At 70.5% G+C, this 17,742-nt stretch carries 15 protein-coding genes; 5 read left to right on the top strand and 10 right to left on the bottom strand.

The window, feature by feature from the left end; genetic code table 11:
• The first annotated feature begins 50 nt into the window (after positions 1–50).
• The 3 genes from Phou_RS24365 to Phou_RS24360 are packed head-to-tail and all read left to right on the top strand — an operon-like array spanning position 51 to position 1,715.
• Positions 51–431 (top strand): SigE family RNA polymerase sigma factor, encoded by a 381-nt coding sequence (locus Phou_RS24365; protein ID WP_308784492.1) that lies wholly within the window; start codon positions 51–53, stop codon positions 429–431.
• Positions 432–433: 2 nt separating this feature from the next.
• Entirely contained in the window at positions 434–619 is a 186-nt protein-coding gene (locus Phou_RS55040; protein WP_308784491.1) for a hypothetical protein, read from the top strand.
• Positions 606–1,715: a hypothetical protein gene (locus tag Phou_RS24360; protein ID WP_173059256.1), complete on the top strand. Its 1,110-nt coding sequence runs from the start codon at positions 606–608 to the stop codon at positions 1,713–1,715. The genes Phou_RS55040 and Phou_RS24360 overlap by 14 nt, the downstream gene beginning before the upstream one ends.
• A 118-nt stretch (positions 1,716–1,833) precedes the next feature.
• Here Phou_RS24360 and Phou_RS24355 read toward each other — a convergent pair whose 3' ends face one another.
• Positions 1,834–4,455 carry a LuxR C-terminal-related transcriptional regulator gene (locus Phou_RS24355; RefSeq protein WP_173059251.1) on the bottom strand — a complete coding sequence of 874 codons (2,622 nt, stop codon included), beginning with the start codon at positions 4,453–4,455 and terminating at the stop codon, positions 1,834–1,836.
• 367 nt (positions 4,456–4,822) lie between these two features.
• On the opposite strand from Phou_RS24355, the gene Phou_RS24350 reads away from it, so the two are divergent.
• Positions 4,823–6,658 carry a VWD domain-containing protein gene (locus tag Phou_RS24350; RefSeq protein ID WP_173059248.1) on the top strand — a complete coding sequence of 612 codons (1,836 nt, stop codon included), beginning with the start codon at positions 4,823–4,825 and terminating at the stop codon, positions 6,656–6,658.
• A gap of 208 nt (positions 6,659–6,866) precedes the next feature.
• The gene (locus Phou_RS24345) at positions 6,867–7,835 is read left to right on the top strand and encodes an NAD(P)-dependent alcohol dehydrogenase (RefSeq protein WP_173059245.1); all 969 of its coding nucleotides are present in this window, start codon (positions 6,867–6,869) and stop codon (positions 7,833–7,835) included.
• A 15-nt stretch (positions 7,836–7,850) separates the two neighbouring features.
• Here Phou_RS24345 and Phou_RS24340 read toward each other — a convergent pair whose 3' ends face one another.
• The 9 genes from Phou_RS24340 to Phou_RS24300 form a co-directional block, all read right to left on the bottom strand.
• Complete coding sequence (locus Phou_RS24340; protein WP_173059242.1) at positions 7,851–8,984, bottom strand: cellulose binding domain-containing protein; 1,134 nt, start codon at positions 8,982–8,984, stop codon at positions 7,851–7,853.
• A 75-nt stretch (positions 8,985–9,059) separates the two neighbouring features.
• Positions 9,060–10,127: a Gfo/Idh/MocA family protein gene (locus Phou_RS24335; RefSeq protein WP_173059240.1), complete on the bottom strand. Its 1,068-nt coding sequence runs from the start codon at positions 10,125–10,127 to the stop codon at positions 9,060–9,062.
• Complete coding sequence (locus Phou_RS24330) at positions 10,120–11,274, bottom strand: Gfo/Idh/MocA family protein (RefSeq protein WP_218579173.1); 1,155 nt, start codon at positions 11,272–11,274, stop codon at positions 10,120–10,122. Before Phou_RS24330 ends, Phou_RS24335 begins: the two co-directional genes overlap by 8 nt.
• 9 nt (positions 11,275–11,283) lie before the next feature.
• Positions 11,284–12,213, bottom strand: coding sequence for a hypothetical protein (locus Phou_RS24325; RefSeq protein WP_173059234.1), 930 nt, complete (start codon positions 12,211–12,213; stop codon positions 11,284–11,286).
• Positions 12,214–12,222: 9 nt separating this feature from the next.
• Complete coding sequence (locus Phou_RS24320) at positions 12,223–13,077, bottom strand: carbohydrate ABC transporter permease (RefSeq protein WP_173059231.1); 855 nt, start codon at positions 13,075–13,077, stop codon at positions 12,223–12,225.
• Positions 13,074–13,976, bottom strand: coding sequence for a carbohydrate ABC transporter permease (locus Phou_RS24315; protein WP_173059228.1), 903 nt, complete (start codon positions 13,974–13,976; stop codon positions 13,074–13,076). Before Phou_RS24315 ends, Phou_RS24320 begins: the two co-directional genes overlap by 4 nt.
• Positions 13,977–14,046: 70 nt before the next feature.
• Entirely contained in the window at positions 14,047–15,249 is a 1,203-nt protein-coding gene (locus Phou_RS24310; RefSeq protein ID WP_173059225.1) for an extracellular solute-binding protein, read from the bottom strand.
• Positions 15,250–15,395: 146 nt separating this feature from the next.
• Positions 15,396–16,682, bottom strand: a complete 1,287-nt coding sequence (locus Phou_RS24305; protein WP_173059222.1) for an FGGY-family carbohydrate kinase — start codon at positions 16,680–16,682, stop codon at positions 15,396–15,398.
• Positions 16,679–17,728 (bottom strand): zinc-dependent alcohol dehydrogenase, encoded by a 1,050-nt coding sequence (locus tag Phou_RS24300; protein WP_218579172.1) that lies wholly within the window; start codon positions 17,726–17,728, stop codon positions 16,679–16,681. The genes Phou_RS24305 and Phou_RS24300 overlap by 4 nt, the downstream gene beginning before the upstream one ends.
• Positions 17,729–17,742 lie beyond the last annotated feature (14 nt).

Here is a 17,742-nt window from a genome sequence, read left to right as displayed (position 1 = left end):
AACCCCGCGGAGGGCCGCGTCCGTTCCACCTCGACGGAGGGAGCTGCCTGTTGCAGCAGGACGATCACGACGGGTTCCGCGAGTTCGTAGCCGCACGCATGGCGTCACTGCGCAACCTGGCGTACGTGACGTGCGGTGACTGGTACGCCGCCGAGGACGCCGTCGCCAACACCCTGGCCAAGCTCTACCCGCGCTGGGGCCGGCTCGAGCGACCTGACCTGTACGCGCAGACCATGGTGTTCCGCGCCGCCATCGACGAGACCCGCCGGCCGTGGTGGCGGCGGGAGCGACCGGCCGGCGACGTGCTGCCCGACGTTGCGCAGGCCGATCCGGCCGAGTCCACCGACGAACGCCTCAGGGTGCGGGGAGCCCTCATGACGGTGCCGCCCCGCCAGCGTGCCGTTCTCTTTCTGCGCTACTTCCAGGGCTGAGCGTGGACGAGACCGCCGAAATCCTCGGCTGCGGGTCGGGCACCGTGAAGAGCCAGACGCAGCACGGCCTGGCGAAGCTGCGGGCGCTCCTCGGCACGGACCGGATCGAGCTCGACGAACCCCCCGACCGCCGATCTGCCACCAACACGACAACCAGCACAGGAGAGTGGATCAATGCGGGTATATGACGTTGTCGACCTGGCGACGTCCGAGGCGCCGCCGTTGCGACACAGCGCCGATGACATCGTCCGGGCCGCGGTGCGCAGGCGACGCCGCCGGCGGGGGATCATGGCCTCCGGCGGTGCCGCCGCGCTGGCCGCCATCGCGGTCGGTGTCGCGGTCGCGGTGCCGCACCTCGCCCAGCCCGCCGCGTCGCCGCAGGTCGTCGGCGCACCGCCGAAGGCGGTACAGGCCGCTGGGCCGGGGCCACTGCAGGTGCCCGACGACCCGTTCACATTCACGTTCACGGGCTACGACGTGGGCCGGTTCCAGGTGAAGGCGCCGCTCGTCGCATCCACGGCCTACCAGATCGCTCCGGTGTACGAGGACAGCGACAACGGCCTGTCGGCCTACCTGGTGATCTACCGGCCGGGCGCCTTCAACCCCGACGGGCTGCGAAACGCCCGGCGGCTCACGGTCGGCGGACGCCCCGCCCTGCTGCAGGAACTCACCGACATCCGCTTCCACAAGGTGCTGGCCTGGCAGTACCTGGACGGCGCCTGGGCCACCCTCGAGACGTACTCCAGCAAAGTGGACGATCCCTCGCCGGCCGACCTGGAGAAGATCGCGCTCGGCCTGGCCCCTGCCGACCCGGCCCCGGTCAAACTGCCGTTCAAGATGAGCTACGTGCCGGCCGGGTTCAAACCGGTGGTGCTCGGCTCGCACGCCATGGCCGGCATGGACGGCGTCGCCGCCGCCGAGGACGGCGACTTCGGCGGTGCGATTTTCGCCAAGCCGGCACCCCGACCGACCGGCCTGACCAAGCCGTGGCCGCAGAGCGCCGGTCCCGGCCTGCGCGGCAGCTTCGAGATCTTCGTGGTACCCAACGCCAACTCCAACCAGCAGCTGAAAAGCGGGCAGCGCCCTCCGGCCTCCCCCAGGTGCTCGGCCACCCTCTGCAACGCCTGGACGCCGGACGGCAAGGTGAACATCCAGATCGCCACCGAGGGCGGCGCCCTCTCCAAGAGCGAGATGATCAAGGTACTCAACGGGATCACGCTCGCCTCGGTCGACAACGACACCACCTGGTTCGATGTCGCGACCGCCATCCCGGTCGCGCCATAACCAACCCGCCCGACCCGGTCGCCGCCCGCCCCCACAAGGGCCGGGCGGCGTCCTGGCAGCCGGCCGCTTCCCTACCTCCAGAGTCGCCACGTTGCCAGCGTCCGGCTCCGATATTCACTCAGAGAGGCTGGGGTCCGTCGTCGCTCAGGAGGTCGGCGAGGTCGGCGCGGCGGGTGATGCCGAGCTTGGCGCCGACGCGGTACAGGTGTCCCTCCACGGTGCGCACGGACAGGCCGAGCCGGCGGGCGATGTCGCGGTTGGTCAGGCCGCGGCTGGCCAACGTGATGATCTCCCGTTCCCGGGTGGTGATCGGCAGCGGGCGGGCGGCGCTGAGGATGGCGGGGGTGCGGGCGCCCTGACATCGGTGCGCCAGTAGGTGTGCCCGGCCACCGTCCATGCGTGCCAGGTCGGCCTTCTTGGCGCGGGCGTGCGCGGCGGCGGCCTGGGCGGCGGCGTCGGCGGCGGCCATCCAGTCACCGGTCTGTTCGAGCCGCGTCGACACCGCCCGCAAGGCGTGGCCGTCGTCGGCGGCGAGGGCGGCGGCGTGAGCGGCGGCGAGCTGGGCTCGGGGACCGTCGACCTCGGCAGCGAGCACGGCGAGCCGGCCCGCCGTGGTCCGGTCACCGAAGCGGACCGCGGTCTGCAGGGCCAACACCTCGCAGGCCGGCAGGTGCGCCGCCGCCGCGGCCGCCTCCCGGGTCAGCGCGATGGCCTGGCTGAGGGCGCCCTGGGCCGCCGCCACCCACGCCCGCGCGAGAATGACGTCCGTCTCCCGGTACCTGAAGCCCGTATGGTGGTTGGCGGCGAGGCGTTCAAGCGTCTGCGCCGCGGCGTCGGCGTTGCCGGCCATGGCCCACGCCTGGGTCAGCCAGAGCAGGCCGTCGAAGACTCGCCCGCCCGGGTCGATGGCGGTAAACCCGGTCAGCGCCTCCCGCATCCAGCGCACCGCGTCGCGCAGTCGTCCCCGGGCCAGCTCGGCGTGTCCGGTCAAGGCGGCGGCCATGAGCTGCGGCACGCCAGGAATGTCGGCCGCCTGCTGGCGGCAGCGGGCGGCGAGCGCCTCGGCCTGGGGCAGGTATCCGGCCAGTCGCAGCGCCATGAGCTCGGCTTCGGCGAGGTTGAACCACAGCACCGCGGTGTCGAAGGACACCCCGGCACGGAACCCGCGCGCGGCCACCGGCCCGACGTTGTCGGCGCGGCCGGTTACTCCCAGCGCGGCGACCAGCCCCCAGCTGGCCAGGAACTCGGCGTTCGGTTGCGGCCGGGGCGCGTCGAGCACCACGCCGGCGGCCCGCGCCGCCTCGCCGGGCCGTGCGAGCAAGCCTTCGAACACCGCGTGCAGCGCCCACAGGATCTCCCGAGCCGGCTGGTCGGATATCGCTGTCATGGCCTCGCCGAGCACCTGCTCCGCGTGGGTCGGATGGTTCAGGGTGAAGAAGAGGTTGCCGGCCCGTACCGCGGCGGCCCAGGCGCGCAGGGCGTCCGTGTCGGCCAGCCCGGACAGCAGCCGCAGCTCGACTTCCGCCTCGGCGCCCCGGCCCTGCATGCTGAGGCCTTGCGCGACGATCGCCTTGGCCGCGAATCCGCCGCCGTGCGCGAAAGCCACTCGTCCCAGGCGGATGGCGAGGGGCAGGTCGAGCAGCTGGGCCGCGCGGTTCGCCGCCCGCATCAGCAGTCCGGGTTCGACGGCGAAATCGGAGTCGACCATCAATGCGGCGCAGCGCAGCTCGTCGTCCGCGCCGCGGGGTCCGGTCTCCAGCAGTGCTCCCACGATCCGGCGGCGAAGCTGCCGGGCTCGGAACGCCCCGGTGCGGGCCCGGCGCGCCTCGCCGTACAACGGATGGGTCAGGCTCGCCGACAGCTGCCCTCGGTCGGTGTCCACTGTGATCAGTGCCGACGTCTCGGCTCCCTCCAGCGCCGCGGCGTCGACGAGCCGGCCCAGCACGTCCACCTCGAGGTCGCCGGCGAAGGCGAGGAGGTCGACCACGTCACGCACGGGCTCCGGCAGCCGGCCCATCCGCGCCTCGACAAGCTCCACCAGCTTCGCGGACAGTGCCGGCTCGCCCGCCCAGCGCCACAGTCCGTCCCGCTGCGCGAGCTGGCCGGCGGCCCGCTCGCCGGCGACGAGTTCGCGCAGGTACAACGGGTTGCCGCGGGACAGCCGCCACATCCGCGCCACCGCCGCGGTGTCGACCGGCCCACCCAGTGCGGCCTCAAGCAGTTCCGCGGTCTGGGGCTGGGACAGCGGCACGACCTCCAGCCGGTCCAGATGCGCGTCCTTCCACACCGCCGTCACCGCGTCCGGGACCGGCTCGCCGGTGCGAACGGTCACCACCACCGTCGCCGCCGTACCGGCCGCCAACTGGTGGACCAGCGTCGCCGACACCTCGTCGAGCAGATGCCCGTCGTCGACCACCACCAGCGCACCCGCCTGACCGGCACCGGCGAGCAGCGCGTCGGCCGCTTGGCCGAGCGCGCGCATCGGATCGGATCCCACCCACGGCAGCACCGCCGCGAACGCCCCCAGCGGCAACGTACGGGCGGACACCGAACCGGTAACCCAGCGGCCCGTCATCCCGCGACGCCGGGCACCCTCCAGGGCCTCGCGGGCCAGGCGTGTCTTTCCCACTCCGGCCGCCCCGGCCAGCACCACGCCGCGTAGACCATTCTCCCGGCCGAGGACGGCATCGATAACCTGCAACTCCTCTGATCGGCCGATCAGCGGCCAACCACCAACCACCTCGTAATTGTGGGACGCCGAACCGAACCACAGCAAGGACGCGTCGTCAATACCAGCGACTGCGGGCTACATCGTCAAATATGGATGTTTCAGGTGAAAGGCCTCGCACGAGAGGCCAGACCGGCGAAGTCGAGTAGCCAACTACTCGTGACGCACCAGATTTGATAGGTGACGATCGATGCCTGTCTGATCCGGTCGAGGCTGGAGGAAAGGGGCTGCGATGAGACCGTCACCGCGAAAACGCCGGACGAAACTTATGGCGGCAAGCGCGACGGTAATGACCCTACTACTGTCGTCAGGCGCGCAGGCCGGCTTGGCGGAAAGCGCACTCGCCGCACCGGCGAGTGTTCTGTCCTGGCAGGCAACAATGACCAACATCGTGAATCAGTCCCGACCTGGATGCTTCACCGCCACCTATCCCACCGTGACGTGGCAAGAGATCGCCTGCGTGGTCGCGCCGAGGACTCCGATGGCACCGAAACCCGGCCCGACACCGCTGACGGTGGGCCGCGAGTCCCACGTCGTGGCGGAGCGGCCGCGTACAGGCATCGGGTGCCCGCCGAACGGCTGCGGACCCATCACCCGAGCATCCGGCTCGTTCGAAAACGTCACCGAGGTGGTCGGTGTCAGCTCGCCCATCACGCGCGCCGGAGAGCCGGTGCGCAACGCCTACACACTCCAGCTCAACACCAACTACTTTCCCACCACGGCCGAATCGTGCCAGACACATCCGGGATGCCAGGGATGGCAACAGTTCGTGCTCGCCAACGACGGCGCGCAGGCGTATGTCTACATCCAGTACTGGTTGCGAAACTACAACGCCGAATGTCCTGACGGCTGGGACGAGCACTACCCGTTCCCCGGCGACGTAACGGCGATTTCCTGCTACCAGAACACCGCGGCTGTACCCGCCGCCAACATGCCGATCACCGCTATGGAAACCTTCGAGCTGATCGGCATCGAAAATGGAAACCCGATACTTGACTCGGCCATGTTCCGGTACGACACCCAGGGCACGCCGCCGGAGACCAAGCTGCTCAGGGTAACCGCCGGCAGCACGGTGAACCCCGGTCAGGAATGGAGGCAGGCCGAGTTCAACGTGTTCGGCTACGGAAACGGATCCGATGCCATCTTCAACCCCGACAACCCCGACAACCCCGGTCACGCTGACTACCACGATGCGGACATGCACGTCCGCACGCAGATCAACTACGGTGGCCTCAGCAAGCCCCGATGCGTCAACGGCGGCTTCTCCGACGAGGCCAACAACCTCAACTTCGTCGCCTCCAAGCCCGCCGCGACCGGGACGGCGCCGGCCATTCTCGTGCATCAAGGCTCCACCGGTGGCATCGCGCTGAACGGCTGTGACGTGGCCGCGATCATCGGCGACACCCACCAGTACACGTCCGCCGGTCTCGCCTACGACTTCCAGGCCACGGGCGACTTCATCGAGGCGCAGGTCGGCACGATGTTCGAGGTGCAGACCCGCAAGGCGAACACGCCGAGCTGGGCGAACGCCTCCGTCAACCGGTCGGTCGGCGTACGGATGAGCGGCAGCCGGGTGACCGTGTGCGACGGTTCGCGCCTGGTGGTGAACGGCACCACCACCGGCCTGGCTTCCGGTGCGTCACTGCGGCTGCCCACCGGCGTGAACATCGAACGCGTCGACAACTCCTACACCGTCAGCGACCCGTCCGGAAACGGCGTCCGCATCACCGGCTACGGCAGCCACACCGATGTGAAGGTGGGTATCGCCGACCGGTCAGCGGCCGTGCGGGGGCTGCTGGGCAACCCCGACAACGACCCCACCCGCCTCGAAGCCAAGGACGGCCGCCAGTTCACCGTCCCGGTCCCGTTCAACCTCCTCTACGGCGTGTTCGGCAACAGCTGGCGGGTCAGCCCGTCCGCCTCCCTGCTGCAACCCTGCACGACCGTCGCCGCGGCCAACCCGTCGTCGCCCTTCTACGCCGGCCACCTTCCTTCCCAAATTCGCCAACGCGCACAAGACCTGTGCAACGCCCGCGGGACCGCGCAGGGCTGGCTGGACGCGTGCGTCCTGGACGTCGTCGTGCTCGGCGATCACGCCGTCGGCGTCTACACCGACCAGCCGGAACCCGCCGTCCTCGGCAACCCTCCGCAGCCACCGATACCCTGCTCGGGGTCGGGCCCCTGTCCCCGAAACGGTCCTGTCCAGCCTCGATAGCTCCACATCATCCGCTCCGAGGATGACCACCCGTTGGTCATCCTCGGCCACCCTCGCGATGTAAAGAGTCCTTGACATGGTGTCGAAGTTGCCATACCTTCATGGTGTCAAGTTTCTTTAACATCGCAGACGGATCGGACCTGCTGATCGTGCCGGGGCACGGACTCCGCTCGGCGGCCACGGGACGCCGTGTCCTGAGGAGACAATGATGAAAGCCGCTGTGTGCGCCGCCTACGGCCTGCCCGAGGTCGTGCAGGAGGCCGATGTGGACACTCCGGAGCCCGGCCCGAACCAGATACTTGTCCGGGTGCACGCGGCGACCGTCACCGCGGCCGACCGCGCCTTCCGATCGGGTACGCCTCGCTTCGCCCGTCTCGTCACCGGCTTGCGCCGGCCGAAAAAGTCCGTGCTGGGCACGGAGTTCGCCGGCGAGGTCTCGGCGACAGGCGAGGCGGTCACCCGATACACCGTCGGGGACAAGGTTTTCGGTGCCACCGACCTCGGCCTCGGAGCCCACGCGGAATACGTCTGCGTCAAAGAGGACGCGGCGCTGGCGGCGCTGCCCACCGGCCTCGACTACGCCGAGGCGGCGACACTGGTCGACGGCACCGCGTTGGTGTTTCTCCGCGACCACGCGAAGCTCCACAGCGGACAGTCCATCCTCATCAACGGCGCGTCCGGTAGCGTCGGGGTCCACGCGGTGCAGCTCGCCCGGCACTTCGGCGCCGGCGTCACGGCCGTGTGCAGCGGCGCCGGCGCCGAGCTCGTCGCCCGTCTCGGCGCTGACCGGGTCATCGACTACACCCGCACGGACTTCACCAAGGAGGGCCGCACCTATGACGTCATCTTCGACGTGGCCGGCGCCAGCTCCTACGGCCGTTGCCGGCGCCTGCTCAAGCCCGGTGGCCGGTACCTGACCACGGTGCCATCGCCGGCCATCATGGTGCAGGCGCCATGGACCGCGGTGGCCGGCAGCCGGCGAGCGGTCATCGCCTTCACCGGGCTGCGACCGGTCGAGGCGAAGGTGAAGGACCTGGCCCTGGTGAAGGAACTCGTCGAGGCCGGCCGGATCGTCCCCGTGGTCGACCAGACCGTCCCGTTGACGCGCGTCGCCGACGCGTACCGCCATCTCGACCGCCAGGGCAAGCGGGGTACCACCGTGCTGAAGCTTGCGTAGACCAGCCGGAAGCGTCTACGCACCAGCAGTGACGCAGGGTGCGCCGTTCAGGGTGAAGCTCGTGGGTGGCGGCTGGCTTGCCGTCGATGAGCCGTACATTCCGAACGAGGTACTGCCGCCGGGCGGGATGAGCTGGTTCCAGCCCGCGTTCGACACCGTCACGGCGGCGCCGTCCTGGACGAACGTACCGTTCCAGGCGCTCGTGATCCGCTGGTTGCCCGGGAACGTGAAGCGGACCGTCCACCCGCCGACCGGCGCGATCCCAGCATTGTGGACGGTCACCGTGGCCACGAAGCCGGTGGCCCACTGCGACTGCGTGGTGTACGTGACCCTGCACGTGCTCGGGGGCGGCGTCGTCGGCGTATCGGGGCGCTCGTGGATGATCGGACCGCCGGCGGCGGAGCGGTTGCCCGCGGCGTCCCGTGCCCTTACGTAGAAGCTGTTGTATCCCGGTGACAGCGGCACCATGTGTCTGGTGCCAGTCACTGTGGCCAGAAGCGCGGAGCCGAACAGGCCGTCGAACGAGAAGACCTGGTAGTCGATGACGCCCACGTTGTCGGTCGACGGCGCCCAGGTCAGCACCGCGCTCGACGCCGTCACCACGCTCAGCGCCAGGCCGCCCGGGGCCTGCGGGGTGATGGTGTCCGGGCCGGTGTCGGTGGCCGGCGTCATCACCGCGGCGACGTTCGACGCGGTGGACCGGCGGCCGCGGTCGTCGCTGGCGATGACCGAGAACCGGTACTCCGAATCCCGCGACAGGCCCGAGATGGTCGCTGTGGTGACGTTGCCGACGTCGAGCTGCCAGACGATGTCGGTGAACGCCCGGTTGTAGATGATCGTGTAGCCCACGATGGAGCAGCATCCGCTCGTCGAGGCGGTCCAGGTCAAGGTGACCGAACCGGTCGGGACGTAGGTGCCAACCAGGCCCGCCGGCGCGCTGGGCGGCGGGGTGGCGGTCGGCGACGACGAGGAAGGTGTCACCGGCAGCGAGCACTGCACCCCGCTTGACGGCGGCGGGCAGGTGCTCAGCAACGCCGGCGGTGCGACACCGGCCGCGGCGGGCATCGTCACGAGGGCCGTGCCCGCCACCACCGCCGGAATCGCCACGACGGCCAGCGAAGCCGCCCAAACCCGACGTACCTGCCGCATGCCTCGACCCTCCATGCCCCGAGGGTCCACAACACATCGACAACTGTCAAGATAAGGGGGCCAGAAGCAGACCTTTCACGACGCGACGGTCACGGCTCGTCCGGTCGCGACCGACTCGTAGTAGGCGTCGATCGCGCGCTGCACGTGCAGTGCCGATGCGGCGGTGACCGTCGCCCGCAGGGGCGTCCCGTCGCGCAGTGCCGCGAGGAAGTGCGCGGCCTCGGCGTCGTAGCCGGTCCGCGGGGTCACCGCGGCGCGCCATCCGGTCAGGCCGGGCGGCGCGGCGGCGGGCTCCCAGCCGGCCGGCCCTTGTTCGGCGGACGTGACCAGCTCGTACCGGTCGGCGTACACGCTGAGCGTGCCGGCGGTGCCGTGGAAGGAGTACTTCAGCGGTGCCGGCCCGATCTGCCCCCACCGGGTGTCGATCGCGGCCAGCGCGCCGCTGGCGTGGCGCACGATCGCCGCCGTGTTGTCTTCGATGCCGGCCGGGATCTCCGGGTTGACCGTCGCGGCGAAGCCACTGATCTGGTCGACCGGGCCGAGGTAGCCGACCAGCGTCGTCAGCAGGTAGCCGGCCTGGTCCACAAACGACCCGCCGCCGCCGCGGGAGCGGTCGGTCAGCCACTCGGTGAAGTCGTCGGAGACTCCGGTTGCCTTGAGGCCGGCGTGACCGGCAAGACCGCGCGCGAACTGCACGGTGCCGACCACGCCGTCCCGGACGAGCTGCCCGACCTCGTCGACGAGCGGGTCGAACGCGGTGTGGAAGGCGCACATCAGCAGCCCTCCGGTGCGCTCGACCGCGGCGGCGATGACGGCCGCTTGCGCGCCGGTGGCGGCCAGCGGCTTGTCCTGGTACACGGCGACGCCGCGGTCCAGCGCGGCGACCGCGATGGCCGGCTTGGCGGCGTTTTCGGCGCAGACCAGCACGGCGTCCAGCCGCTCAGCGTCCATCATGGACCCCGGCTCCTGGTGCTCGGCTAGACCGGGCACGGCGCCGGCTGCGCGCCGCCGCAGAGCCTCCTTCGGCTCCGCGACGGCGACGACCTCGACCGCGGGCTGTGCCCGCAGCGCGGCGATGAGCGCCCACACGTGGTCGCTGGTCAGCCCCACCACGCCGATCCGGATCGGGCGTGGCTCAGCCATGGATCAGCGCACCGTCGCGCACGGTCTTGTCGAACTCGGCCGGGGTGAACGTGGTCGTCAGCTCCACCGCCTGTCCGGTCGTGCTGGCCTCCTCGGCGGCGAGCATGATCTCCAGGCCGTGCCGGGCGATGTCGAGGGTGAGCTCGTTGGGCCGGGTGCCCCGGACCACGTCGACCAGGTGCTCGACGATCAGCGCGCGCTTGAGGTTGTTGACGTGCTGCTGCGCGAACGTCAGGTCGCGGATGTCCACATCGAACCAACCGCGGGTGCCGTGCTCGTGGTCGACCCGGTAGAGCTCGAGCTGCTGGCCCTCGGTCTCGTTGAGGTTGCGCCACATGTTGAGCACTCCCTCCCGGCCGAAGATCTCCATCCGCGGCGACTTGGCGGCCCATACGTTGTACGTGCCGTCGATGACGCAGAACAGGGAGTCGCCGAAGTCGAGCAGGACGAGGTTGTTGTCGTTGGCGGTGACCGGGAACGTCAAGCCGGCCACCGGACCGGACGGGACGGTGCGGGTGGCCTCGGTGATGCCGAAGAAGCCGAAGACCCGCTTGGCCGGCCGGTTCAGGATGCCGAGCACCTCGTGCATGCTGTAGACGCCGATGTCGAACATCGGGCCGGAGCCCTTCTGGTAAAACCAGCTCGGGTCGCTCGGCCAGGCACCGGCGGCGGGACCGGGGCCGGAGCTGCGGTGCCGGACGAAGGCGACCTGACCGATGGTGTTCGCGGCGAGGATGCGGCGAGCCTCGCGACGGGTGGGGTACAGCATGTTCGGCGGCGCGCAGACCACGGTGAGCCCCTGTGCGTCGGCCGCCTCGGCGAGCGCGTCGGCCTCGTCGATGGTGACCGCGACAGGCTTCTCGGTGGTCAGGTGCTTGCCCGCCTTCAGGATCTTCAGCGACGTCTCACCGTGTACCGGGATCGGCGTCAGGTTGACCACCGCGTCGAAGTCGCCGTAGTCGAGCATGTCGTCGAGGCTGGTGAACGCCTTCGGGATGCCGAACTTCGCCGCGGCGTCCTTGGCCTTCTCCTCGACCGGGTCGGCGACCGCCGTGACGACCGCCTTGTCCGGGATGTGGTGCAGGTTGGGCAGGACGCCGTTCGGCTGGATCGCGATGTTTCCCGCACCGAGGACCGCGATCTTCATGGGCTCCATCTAGCTCGACTTCCTCTCGTCGATTGTGGACAGCTTGGTGTCCTCCTGGTCGTAGACGAACTCGTCGGGTTCGATGCCCCGGTATGCCGCGACCCGTGCGGCGATTTCCTGCAGGCCCTGCGCGACCAGCAGCTGGCCGGCGAGGGGGTCGCCTGCCACGGCCCACCGCAGCACGGGTGCCGGCGCGGGCCCGGCGGCGAGCTGGGCGGCGACGCGGTCCAGCCGTTCGCCGCCGGCGAGCACGGTGAGGCCGCCTGGCGCGGACTCCATCGGGCCGTGCAGGTAGCGGCGGGTCTCCAGCGCCTCGGCGCGGATCCGGCCGACCTCGCGGATGATCAGCGCGCCGTACTCGGCGGCCGGGAGCAGGTCCGGGTCGGCGACGACGTCCACGAAGGACAAGCTGGCGGCGTCTGTGGCCGGGAGCGGCTTTCCGACCGGGGCGGGAAGGTCCGTGGCGACGCCGGCGCACCAGTCGGCGAACACGTGGCCGGCCACGAGCAGCGCGGTGAAACCGACCGTCGAGGCGCGGCTGTCGGCCAGCCCGCCCGCGTCGACCGCTTCGCCCGCCGCGGCCGCGAGTGGCGGCGCGACGGCGTTTGTCAGCGCGAGCCCGCGGCCGCCCGGGATCGCCTGGGCCGTGGCGACGAGTTCGGCACTGCGGCCGCTCTGCGACACCAGCAGCACCGGCCAGCCGGTGCCGGCCGCGAAGGCCGGAACGTCGCCCGGCGGCAGGCTCACCGCGGCGATCCCGTTGCGGCGCAGGCGGTCCGCGGTCGCGTCCGCCACCGCCGCGCTAGCGCCGATCCCGGTACAGATCCAGCCGGTGGCAGCCCGCCACGGCCCGGTGAGCGCGTCGAGCCGGGCGGGCAGGCGGCTGGCGATGTCGCCGAGCTGTTCGAGCTGCCGCGCCCGCCCATCAACGAAACGCACGGGCGACCCTCATCCCTTGACCGCCCCGACGGCCGCACCGCTTGCCAGGTACTTGCGGATGAGCACGAAGAAGACCATCACCGGGAGCGCGAAGATCGTGCTCGCGGTCATGGTGCCGCCCCAGTCGGTGCCGTTCTGGCTGGTGAACTGCTGCAGCGCACCGGGCAGGGTCTTCATGGACTCCTGCTGGAGGAACGTCATGGCCAGCAGCAGCTCGTTCCACGAGGTGATGAACGCGAAGATCGCGCTCACCGCCACGCCGGGCAGCGCCAGCGGGAAGATGATGTAAACCAGTGCCTGAAATCGGTTGGCGCCGTCGACCAGCGCCGCCTCGTCCAGCTCCATGGGGATGCCGGCGAGGAAGCCCCGGATCAGCCACACCGACAGCGCCAGCGCCAGCGCGGTGTGCGCGATGATCACACCGGTGTACGAGTTGAGCAGCCCCATCGTCCGGTACGCCTGGAAAAGCGGGATGACGACGACGATCGCCGGCAGCATCTGCACCACGAGCAGTGAGACGGCGATGACCGACTTCGCCCGGACGGCAAACCGGGACAGCGCGTAGGCGCACATCGTCCCGAGGACGATCGAGCAGATCGTCGCGCCGCCCGCGATGATCACCGAGTTGAGCAGTTGGTGGCCGATCGCCCCCTTGAGCAGGGTGGTGTACCGGGACAGCGTCGGGTCGCCGGTCCAGAACTTCGGCGTGACCGTGAAGATCTCCGACTCGGGTTTGATCGAGGTCAGAAACATCCAGTAGAAGGGGAAGATGCTGAACAGCCCGATCCCGATGGCCGCGAGGCTGAGGAAGAAACGCCCCACGTAACGCTTGGTGAGCTGGGCGCGACGGCCGGGATCGGTCATGCCGTCTCCTCCCGCTGCAGCCGCACGTACAGGGCCGTGACGATCGCCAGCACCGCGAAGGTCAGCATCGCCAGCGCCGAGCCCATGCCGCCGTCGAGGAAGGCGAACGCCTCCAGGTAGGTCAGCAGCGACAGGATCTCGGTGGAGTGGTTGGGGCCGCCGGGCGGCACCGTCATCACGTAGATGTGGTCGAACGCTTGGAACGCCTGGATCGTGGCGAGCACGAAGAGCACGATGATCACTGGCCGCATCACCGGCACCTTGATCCGCAGCAGCACCTTGAAGGCCGATGCCCCGTCCAGCCGGGCGGCTTCGACGATGTCAGGCGGGACCGACTTCAGCGCGGCGAGCATCGCGATCGTCAGAAACGGGATCTTCGCCCAGATGATGGCGACCGCGACGACGACGAGTGCCGAGTTGCCGCTGTTGAACCAGCCGTACCCGTCGAACATGCTCAGCCCGAGGCTACTGAGCAGCCAGTTCACCACCCCGTACTGCGAGTCGAAGGCCCACTTCCACAGGATCGCCGCGGAGACCCGGGGCATGGCCCACGGCAGCACCACCAGGATGGTCAGCAGCTTCATGCCGGGCAGGCCGGAGTTGAGCACCAGCGCGATGAGCAGAGCGGCGACCATCGAGCCGATGACGGTCACCGCGGTCAGCACGACTGTGCGGACGAACGCCGCCTGCGTCTGACCGTCGGTGACCATCTCGATGTAGTTGTGCAGTCCGACCCACTCGCCGGTGCGCAGCCCTCGTCCCTCGTGCAGCGACAGCCAAACGGTTCGCACGAAGGGGTATCCGATGACCAGTGCGATGCCCACCATCGTGGGGGCCATCAGCAGCCACGGGATTATCTTGAGCTGCGCCCGGCGCCGGGCCGCCGCATCCACGGTCACTTGCTGAACGCCTCCGTGATCTCGGAGTTGAGCTTGTCCATCGTGGAGTTGAGGTCGGACTTGCCACCCATCAGGGCCTGCATGGCGTTGACGAGCGCGCCGCTACCCTCGACCTTGCCCCAGCTCGGGTCCGCCGGTACGTAGCGGGTGTGCTTGGCCTGGTCGCCGAACGGCTTGAACAGCGGGTCCGCGAACGAGCCCGAGGTCTGCTCCTCCTGGATGCCGGCCAGCGACGCCGGAAGCATGCCGATGCCCGGGTGTAGCCGGTGACGTTGGCCGGCTCGGCCATGTGCCGCACCAGCGCCCGCGCGTCATCTGTGTACTTGCAGTCCTTGAACACCACCAGGTTGCTGCCGCCGGCGAACGTGTCGTTGTTGCCGCCCGGTCCGGTGGGCAGCTCGACGACGCCGACCTTGTCCTTCAGGTCGGGCGACTGGGCGAGCATCGACTTGAGCTGGAAGCTGGCGTAGATGCCCATCGCCACCTTGCCGAGCGCGAACGCCTTGGTGCCGTCGGCGGCGACCCAGTTGGCCGAGTCGGGCGGCGACAGCTTGTCGGCGGTCAGCAGCTTGGCGTACCAGTCGAAGGCCGCCTTGGCCTCCGGCGAGTTCATCGTGGCCTTCCACGAGTCGCCTTCCTTGACCGCGATCTCGCCGCCCCAGTTCCAGACCAGCGGCACGTACTGCCAGATCTCGCCGCCCATGATGCCGAAGCCCGCGATCCCGTCCTTCTTGTTGTCGTCGTTGAGCTTCTTGGCGGCGACGGCGACCTCGTCCCACGTCTTCGGCACCTGCACGCCGCTCTTGTCCAGCAGGTCCTTGCGGTAGACGAAGGCCCGGTTGCCCACGTTGTACGGGTACCCGTAGACCTTGCCGTCCATCGTCGCACTGTCCACCATGGACCCGACGAACCGCGACTTGGCCTCGTCGAGCTTGATGTCGGCCTCTTCCAGCGCGCCCATGCTGGAGAACTCCGGCGTCCAGGTGTTACCCAGCTGGGCAACGCACGGCGGGGCGCCGCCGGCCACGGCGGTCAGGTAGTTCTGGTGGGTGTCGGCGCCGCCGACGAACCGCAGGTTGATCTTGACGTTGCTATGCGTTGCCTCAAAGTCGGTCATTACCTTCTGGATTACCGGCTGTAGCTCGGTGCCAGGGTCGTTGAACCAGACATCGAGCGTGCTCTCCCCGGACGATCCGGAATCCCCGGAGCATCCGGCGACCGCACCCATCACGCCGACCATCGCCGCCGCTATGCCCAACTTCCAGCGAGCCATGGGTTTCCTCCCTAACTTCGCCGTCGCGGTCTCTTGCCTATGTAGTTGGAGCCGGTCTGCTATCTGCTTGCCTGCCTGCCTGACAAGTTCCCTCATCCTGGCCTTGCTCGCAGGGTTGCGCAAGGGCCTGGGCCGGAGATTGTCCATTACGATCCGGCCAGCTCGGCGCGAAGCTCCGCGAAGGCGGTGTGGCGTACCGGATCGGGCTCCACGAGCGTCGCCTCCACGCCCGGGTCGTGGTCCATCGGCAGGCCGATACCGGCGAAACCGAGGCGCGCCAACCCGATCAGTCCCAGATCGGTCTCGGCGGCGACGCTCAGCGGCCGCCCGAGCGCGTCAGACAGCAGCTGGGCGAAGGTGGCATCGCCGCCACCGCCGCAAAGCAGCACCTGGTCCACCGGGCTGGCGTCGAGGATCCGGCCGACCCGGTCGCCCACCCAGACCGCGATGCCGTCGACGACCGCACGCGCCGCGTCGGCACGCTCCGCCGCCAGCGACAGCCCGGTCAGGTCGCCCTGCCCGACCACCGCCTCGCGGCTGCCGGCGGCGCGCAGCGCGCGCGGCACGAACCGCACGCCGTGGGCGCCGGGTGGTGCCGCCGCGGCGAGCGCGAGCAGGTCGGCGACCGCACCGGACGGCGGGCCGAACACGCCCGCGGCCCAATCCAGCAGCGCGCCGCTGCCGACCGCGACGGCGAGGCAGTCGACCTCACGCGGTGCGGCAAGTGCCGACCGGTCGGCGAAACCGCCGTACGCCGCCGAGGTCCCGGCGTAGAGCACACCGCGCCCGGGAAAGGCCGCCTGGGCGCCCAGGCACACGGCGAGCCAGTCACCGCTGCCGGTGACCACGGGCGTGCCGACCGACAGACCGGTCCGGTCCGCGGCCCCCGGCGTCACCGTGCCGGCGACCTCGTCCGGTGCCAGCAGCGGAACAGGTTCCACGCCGAGCCGTTTCAGCAGCGCGGCCGCGGCGGGCGAGCGGAGCCCGGCACCGCCGGCGTCGTACGGGTCGCTGGCGAGCGCTCCGGTGAGCCGGTACCGCAGGTAGTCCTTGACCGGGACCGCGGCGCGCAACCGCCCCTCGCCCAGTTCCGCCCAGGCGGCCAACCGGGCCAGTGCGGCGCTGCCGCCCGGCGACCCCGCGTCGAACTCCGGCTCGCGGGCGACGCCACGCTTGTCGCCGGGCAGGAGCACCGCTCCCATACCGCCGCCGGCGAGCACCGGGACGAGGGTGTGCATGAAGCTGGTGACCGCGACGACGTGTACCTCGGAAAGGTCGCCCAGCGCCCGGACGGCCGCGCTGACGCTGTGCCACCACTCCCGCGGCCCAAGCGTCGGAGTGCGCGAGCGTGCCCGCACCCGGCCACGACCGTCGACCAGTGCCACCTTGACCGCACTGGTGCCCAGGTCGATGACGAGCGCCAGGGGCGTCATCCCGTGATCATCACCTTGACCGCCCCGGCGTCGCGGTCGGCGAGCGTACGGAAGCCGTCGGGCAGCCGGGCCAGCGGAAGGCGATGGGTGATCAGCGCGCCCGCGGCGACGTCGCCCGCGGCGAGCAGGTCGAGCGCGCGCCGGAAGTCGGGCACGCCGCCCACGCAGGCGCCGTAGCTGTTCGACCAGCGGACGGTGGCCTCGCGCCGGTACGCCAGGAACGGGTCGAAGCTCGGCGCCGCCGGGTGGACGCCGACCACCACGACATCGCCGCCGGGCGCGACGAGCCGTAGCGACTCTTCGAGCGAGTCGACGCTGCCGGCAGCGTCGAAGACCACCGGAAAGGCACCGGCGGCCGCGTCGCGATCCTTGCGGCCGGTGGCGGTCGAGGTGTCCCAGACGGTACCGGCGGCGCCCGCGCGCAGGGCCACGTCGAGCGTCGCGGCGCGGTGGCCGAGCAGGGTCACCGGATGCCCGGCCGCCTGGGCGACCTGGCCCAGCGTCTGCCCGATCGCCCCGCTGCCGAGCACCGCCACGGGCGCGCCCGGCGGCAGGCTCACCAGGTGCAGCGCGTGCACGCCGCACGCGTAGCAGTCCAGCAGCGCGGCCTCGGCCAGCCCCACGTGGTCCGGCAGCGGGTAAAGCTGGCCGGCCGGTGCCACGTCGTACTCGGCGAAACCCTTGCTGTGCACGTGTTTCCCGTGCCGCATCCCCCGCTCGGCGCACAGGTAGCCGCGGCCGGCCCGGCACAGCGCGCAGGTACCGCAGCTGAGCAGGTGGATCGGCTCGACCGCGACCCGGTCGCCCACGGCGAACCCGGTGACCCGCTCCCCCACCGCGGCGACCCGTCCGCTCAGCTCGTGGCCGTCGCCGTCCGGGTGCGCCGGGTCGTGCTGCCACGGGCCGAGGCCGCGGTACGCGAGCAGGTCGCTGCCGCAGATACCGGCCGCCGCGACCTCGACGAGCACCTCGTCGGCCGCCACAGCCGGCACCGGTACCCGGGTGAGCCGCACGTCGCTGCCGCCATGGAAAACGGCGGCCACCATGGTGGCAACTCGCT

The organism is Phytohabitans houttuyneae (genome assembly GCF_011764425.1).
In the GTDB taxonomy this organism is placed as follows: Bacteria; Actinomycetota; Actinomycetes; order Mycobacteriales; family Micromonosporaceae; genus Phytohabitans; species Phytohabitans houttuyneae.
The sequence above is the reverse complement of the archived record's forward strand: the minus strand, read 5'-3'. Positions and strand labels throughout refer to the sequence as shown.

What these genes read in the sequence shown, in the direction of transcription:
- Phou_RS24360 (WP_173059256.1), top strand. Translation starts at nt 606, where the DNA reads ATGCGGGTATATGACGTTGTCGACCTGGCGACGTCCGAGGCGCCGCCG.
- Phou_RS24350 (WP_173059248.1), top strand. Translation starts at nt 4,823, where the DNA reads ATGACCAACATCGTGAATCAGTCCCGACCTGGATGCTTCACCGCCACC.
- Phou_RS24345 (WP_173059245.1), top strand. Translation starts at nt 6,867, where the DNA reads ATGAAAGCCGCTGTGTGCGCCGCCTACGGCCTGCCCGAGGTCGTGCAG.
- Phou_RS24340 (WP_173059242.1), bottom strand. Translation starts at nt 8,984, where the DNA reads ATGCGGCAGGTACGTCGGGTTTGGGCGGCTTCGCTGGCCGTCGTGGCG.
- Phou_RS24335 (WP_173059240.1), bottom strand. Translation starts at nt 10,127, where the DNA reads ATGGCTGAGCCACGCCCGATCCGGATCGGCGTGGTGGGGCTGACCAGC.
- Phou_RS24330 (WP_218579173.1), bottom strand. Translation starts at nt 11,274, where the DNA reads ATGAAGATCGCGGTCCTCGGTGCGGGAAACATCGCGATCCAGCCGAAC.
- Phou_RS24320 (WP_173059231.1), bottom strand. Translation starts at nt 13,077, where the DNA reads ATGACCGATCCCGGCCGTCGCGCCCAGCTCACCAAGCGTTACGTGGGG.
- Phou_RS24310 (WP_173059225.1), bottom strand. Translation starts at nt 15,249, where the DNA reads ATGGCTCGCTGGAAGTTGGGCATAGCGGCGGCGATGGTCGGCGTGATG.
- Phou_RS24305 (WP_173059222.1), bottom strand. Translation starts at nt 16,682, where the DNA reads ATGACGCCCCTGGCGCTCGTCATCGACCTGGGCACCAGTGCGGTCAAG.
- Phou_RS24300 (WP_218579172.1), bottom strand. Translation starts at nt 17,728, where the DNA reads ATGGTGGCCGCCGTTTTCCATGGCGGCAGCGACGTGCGGCTCACCCGG.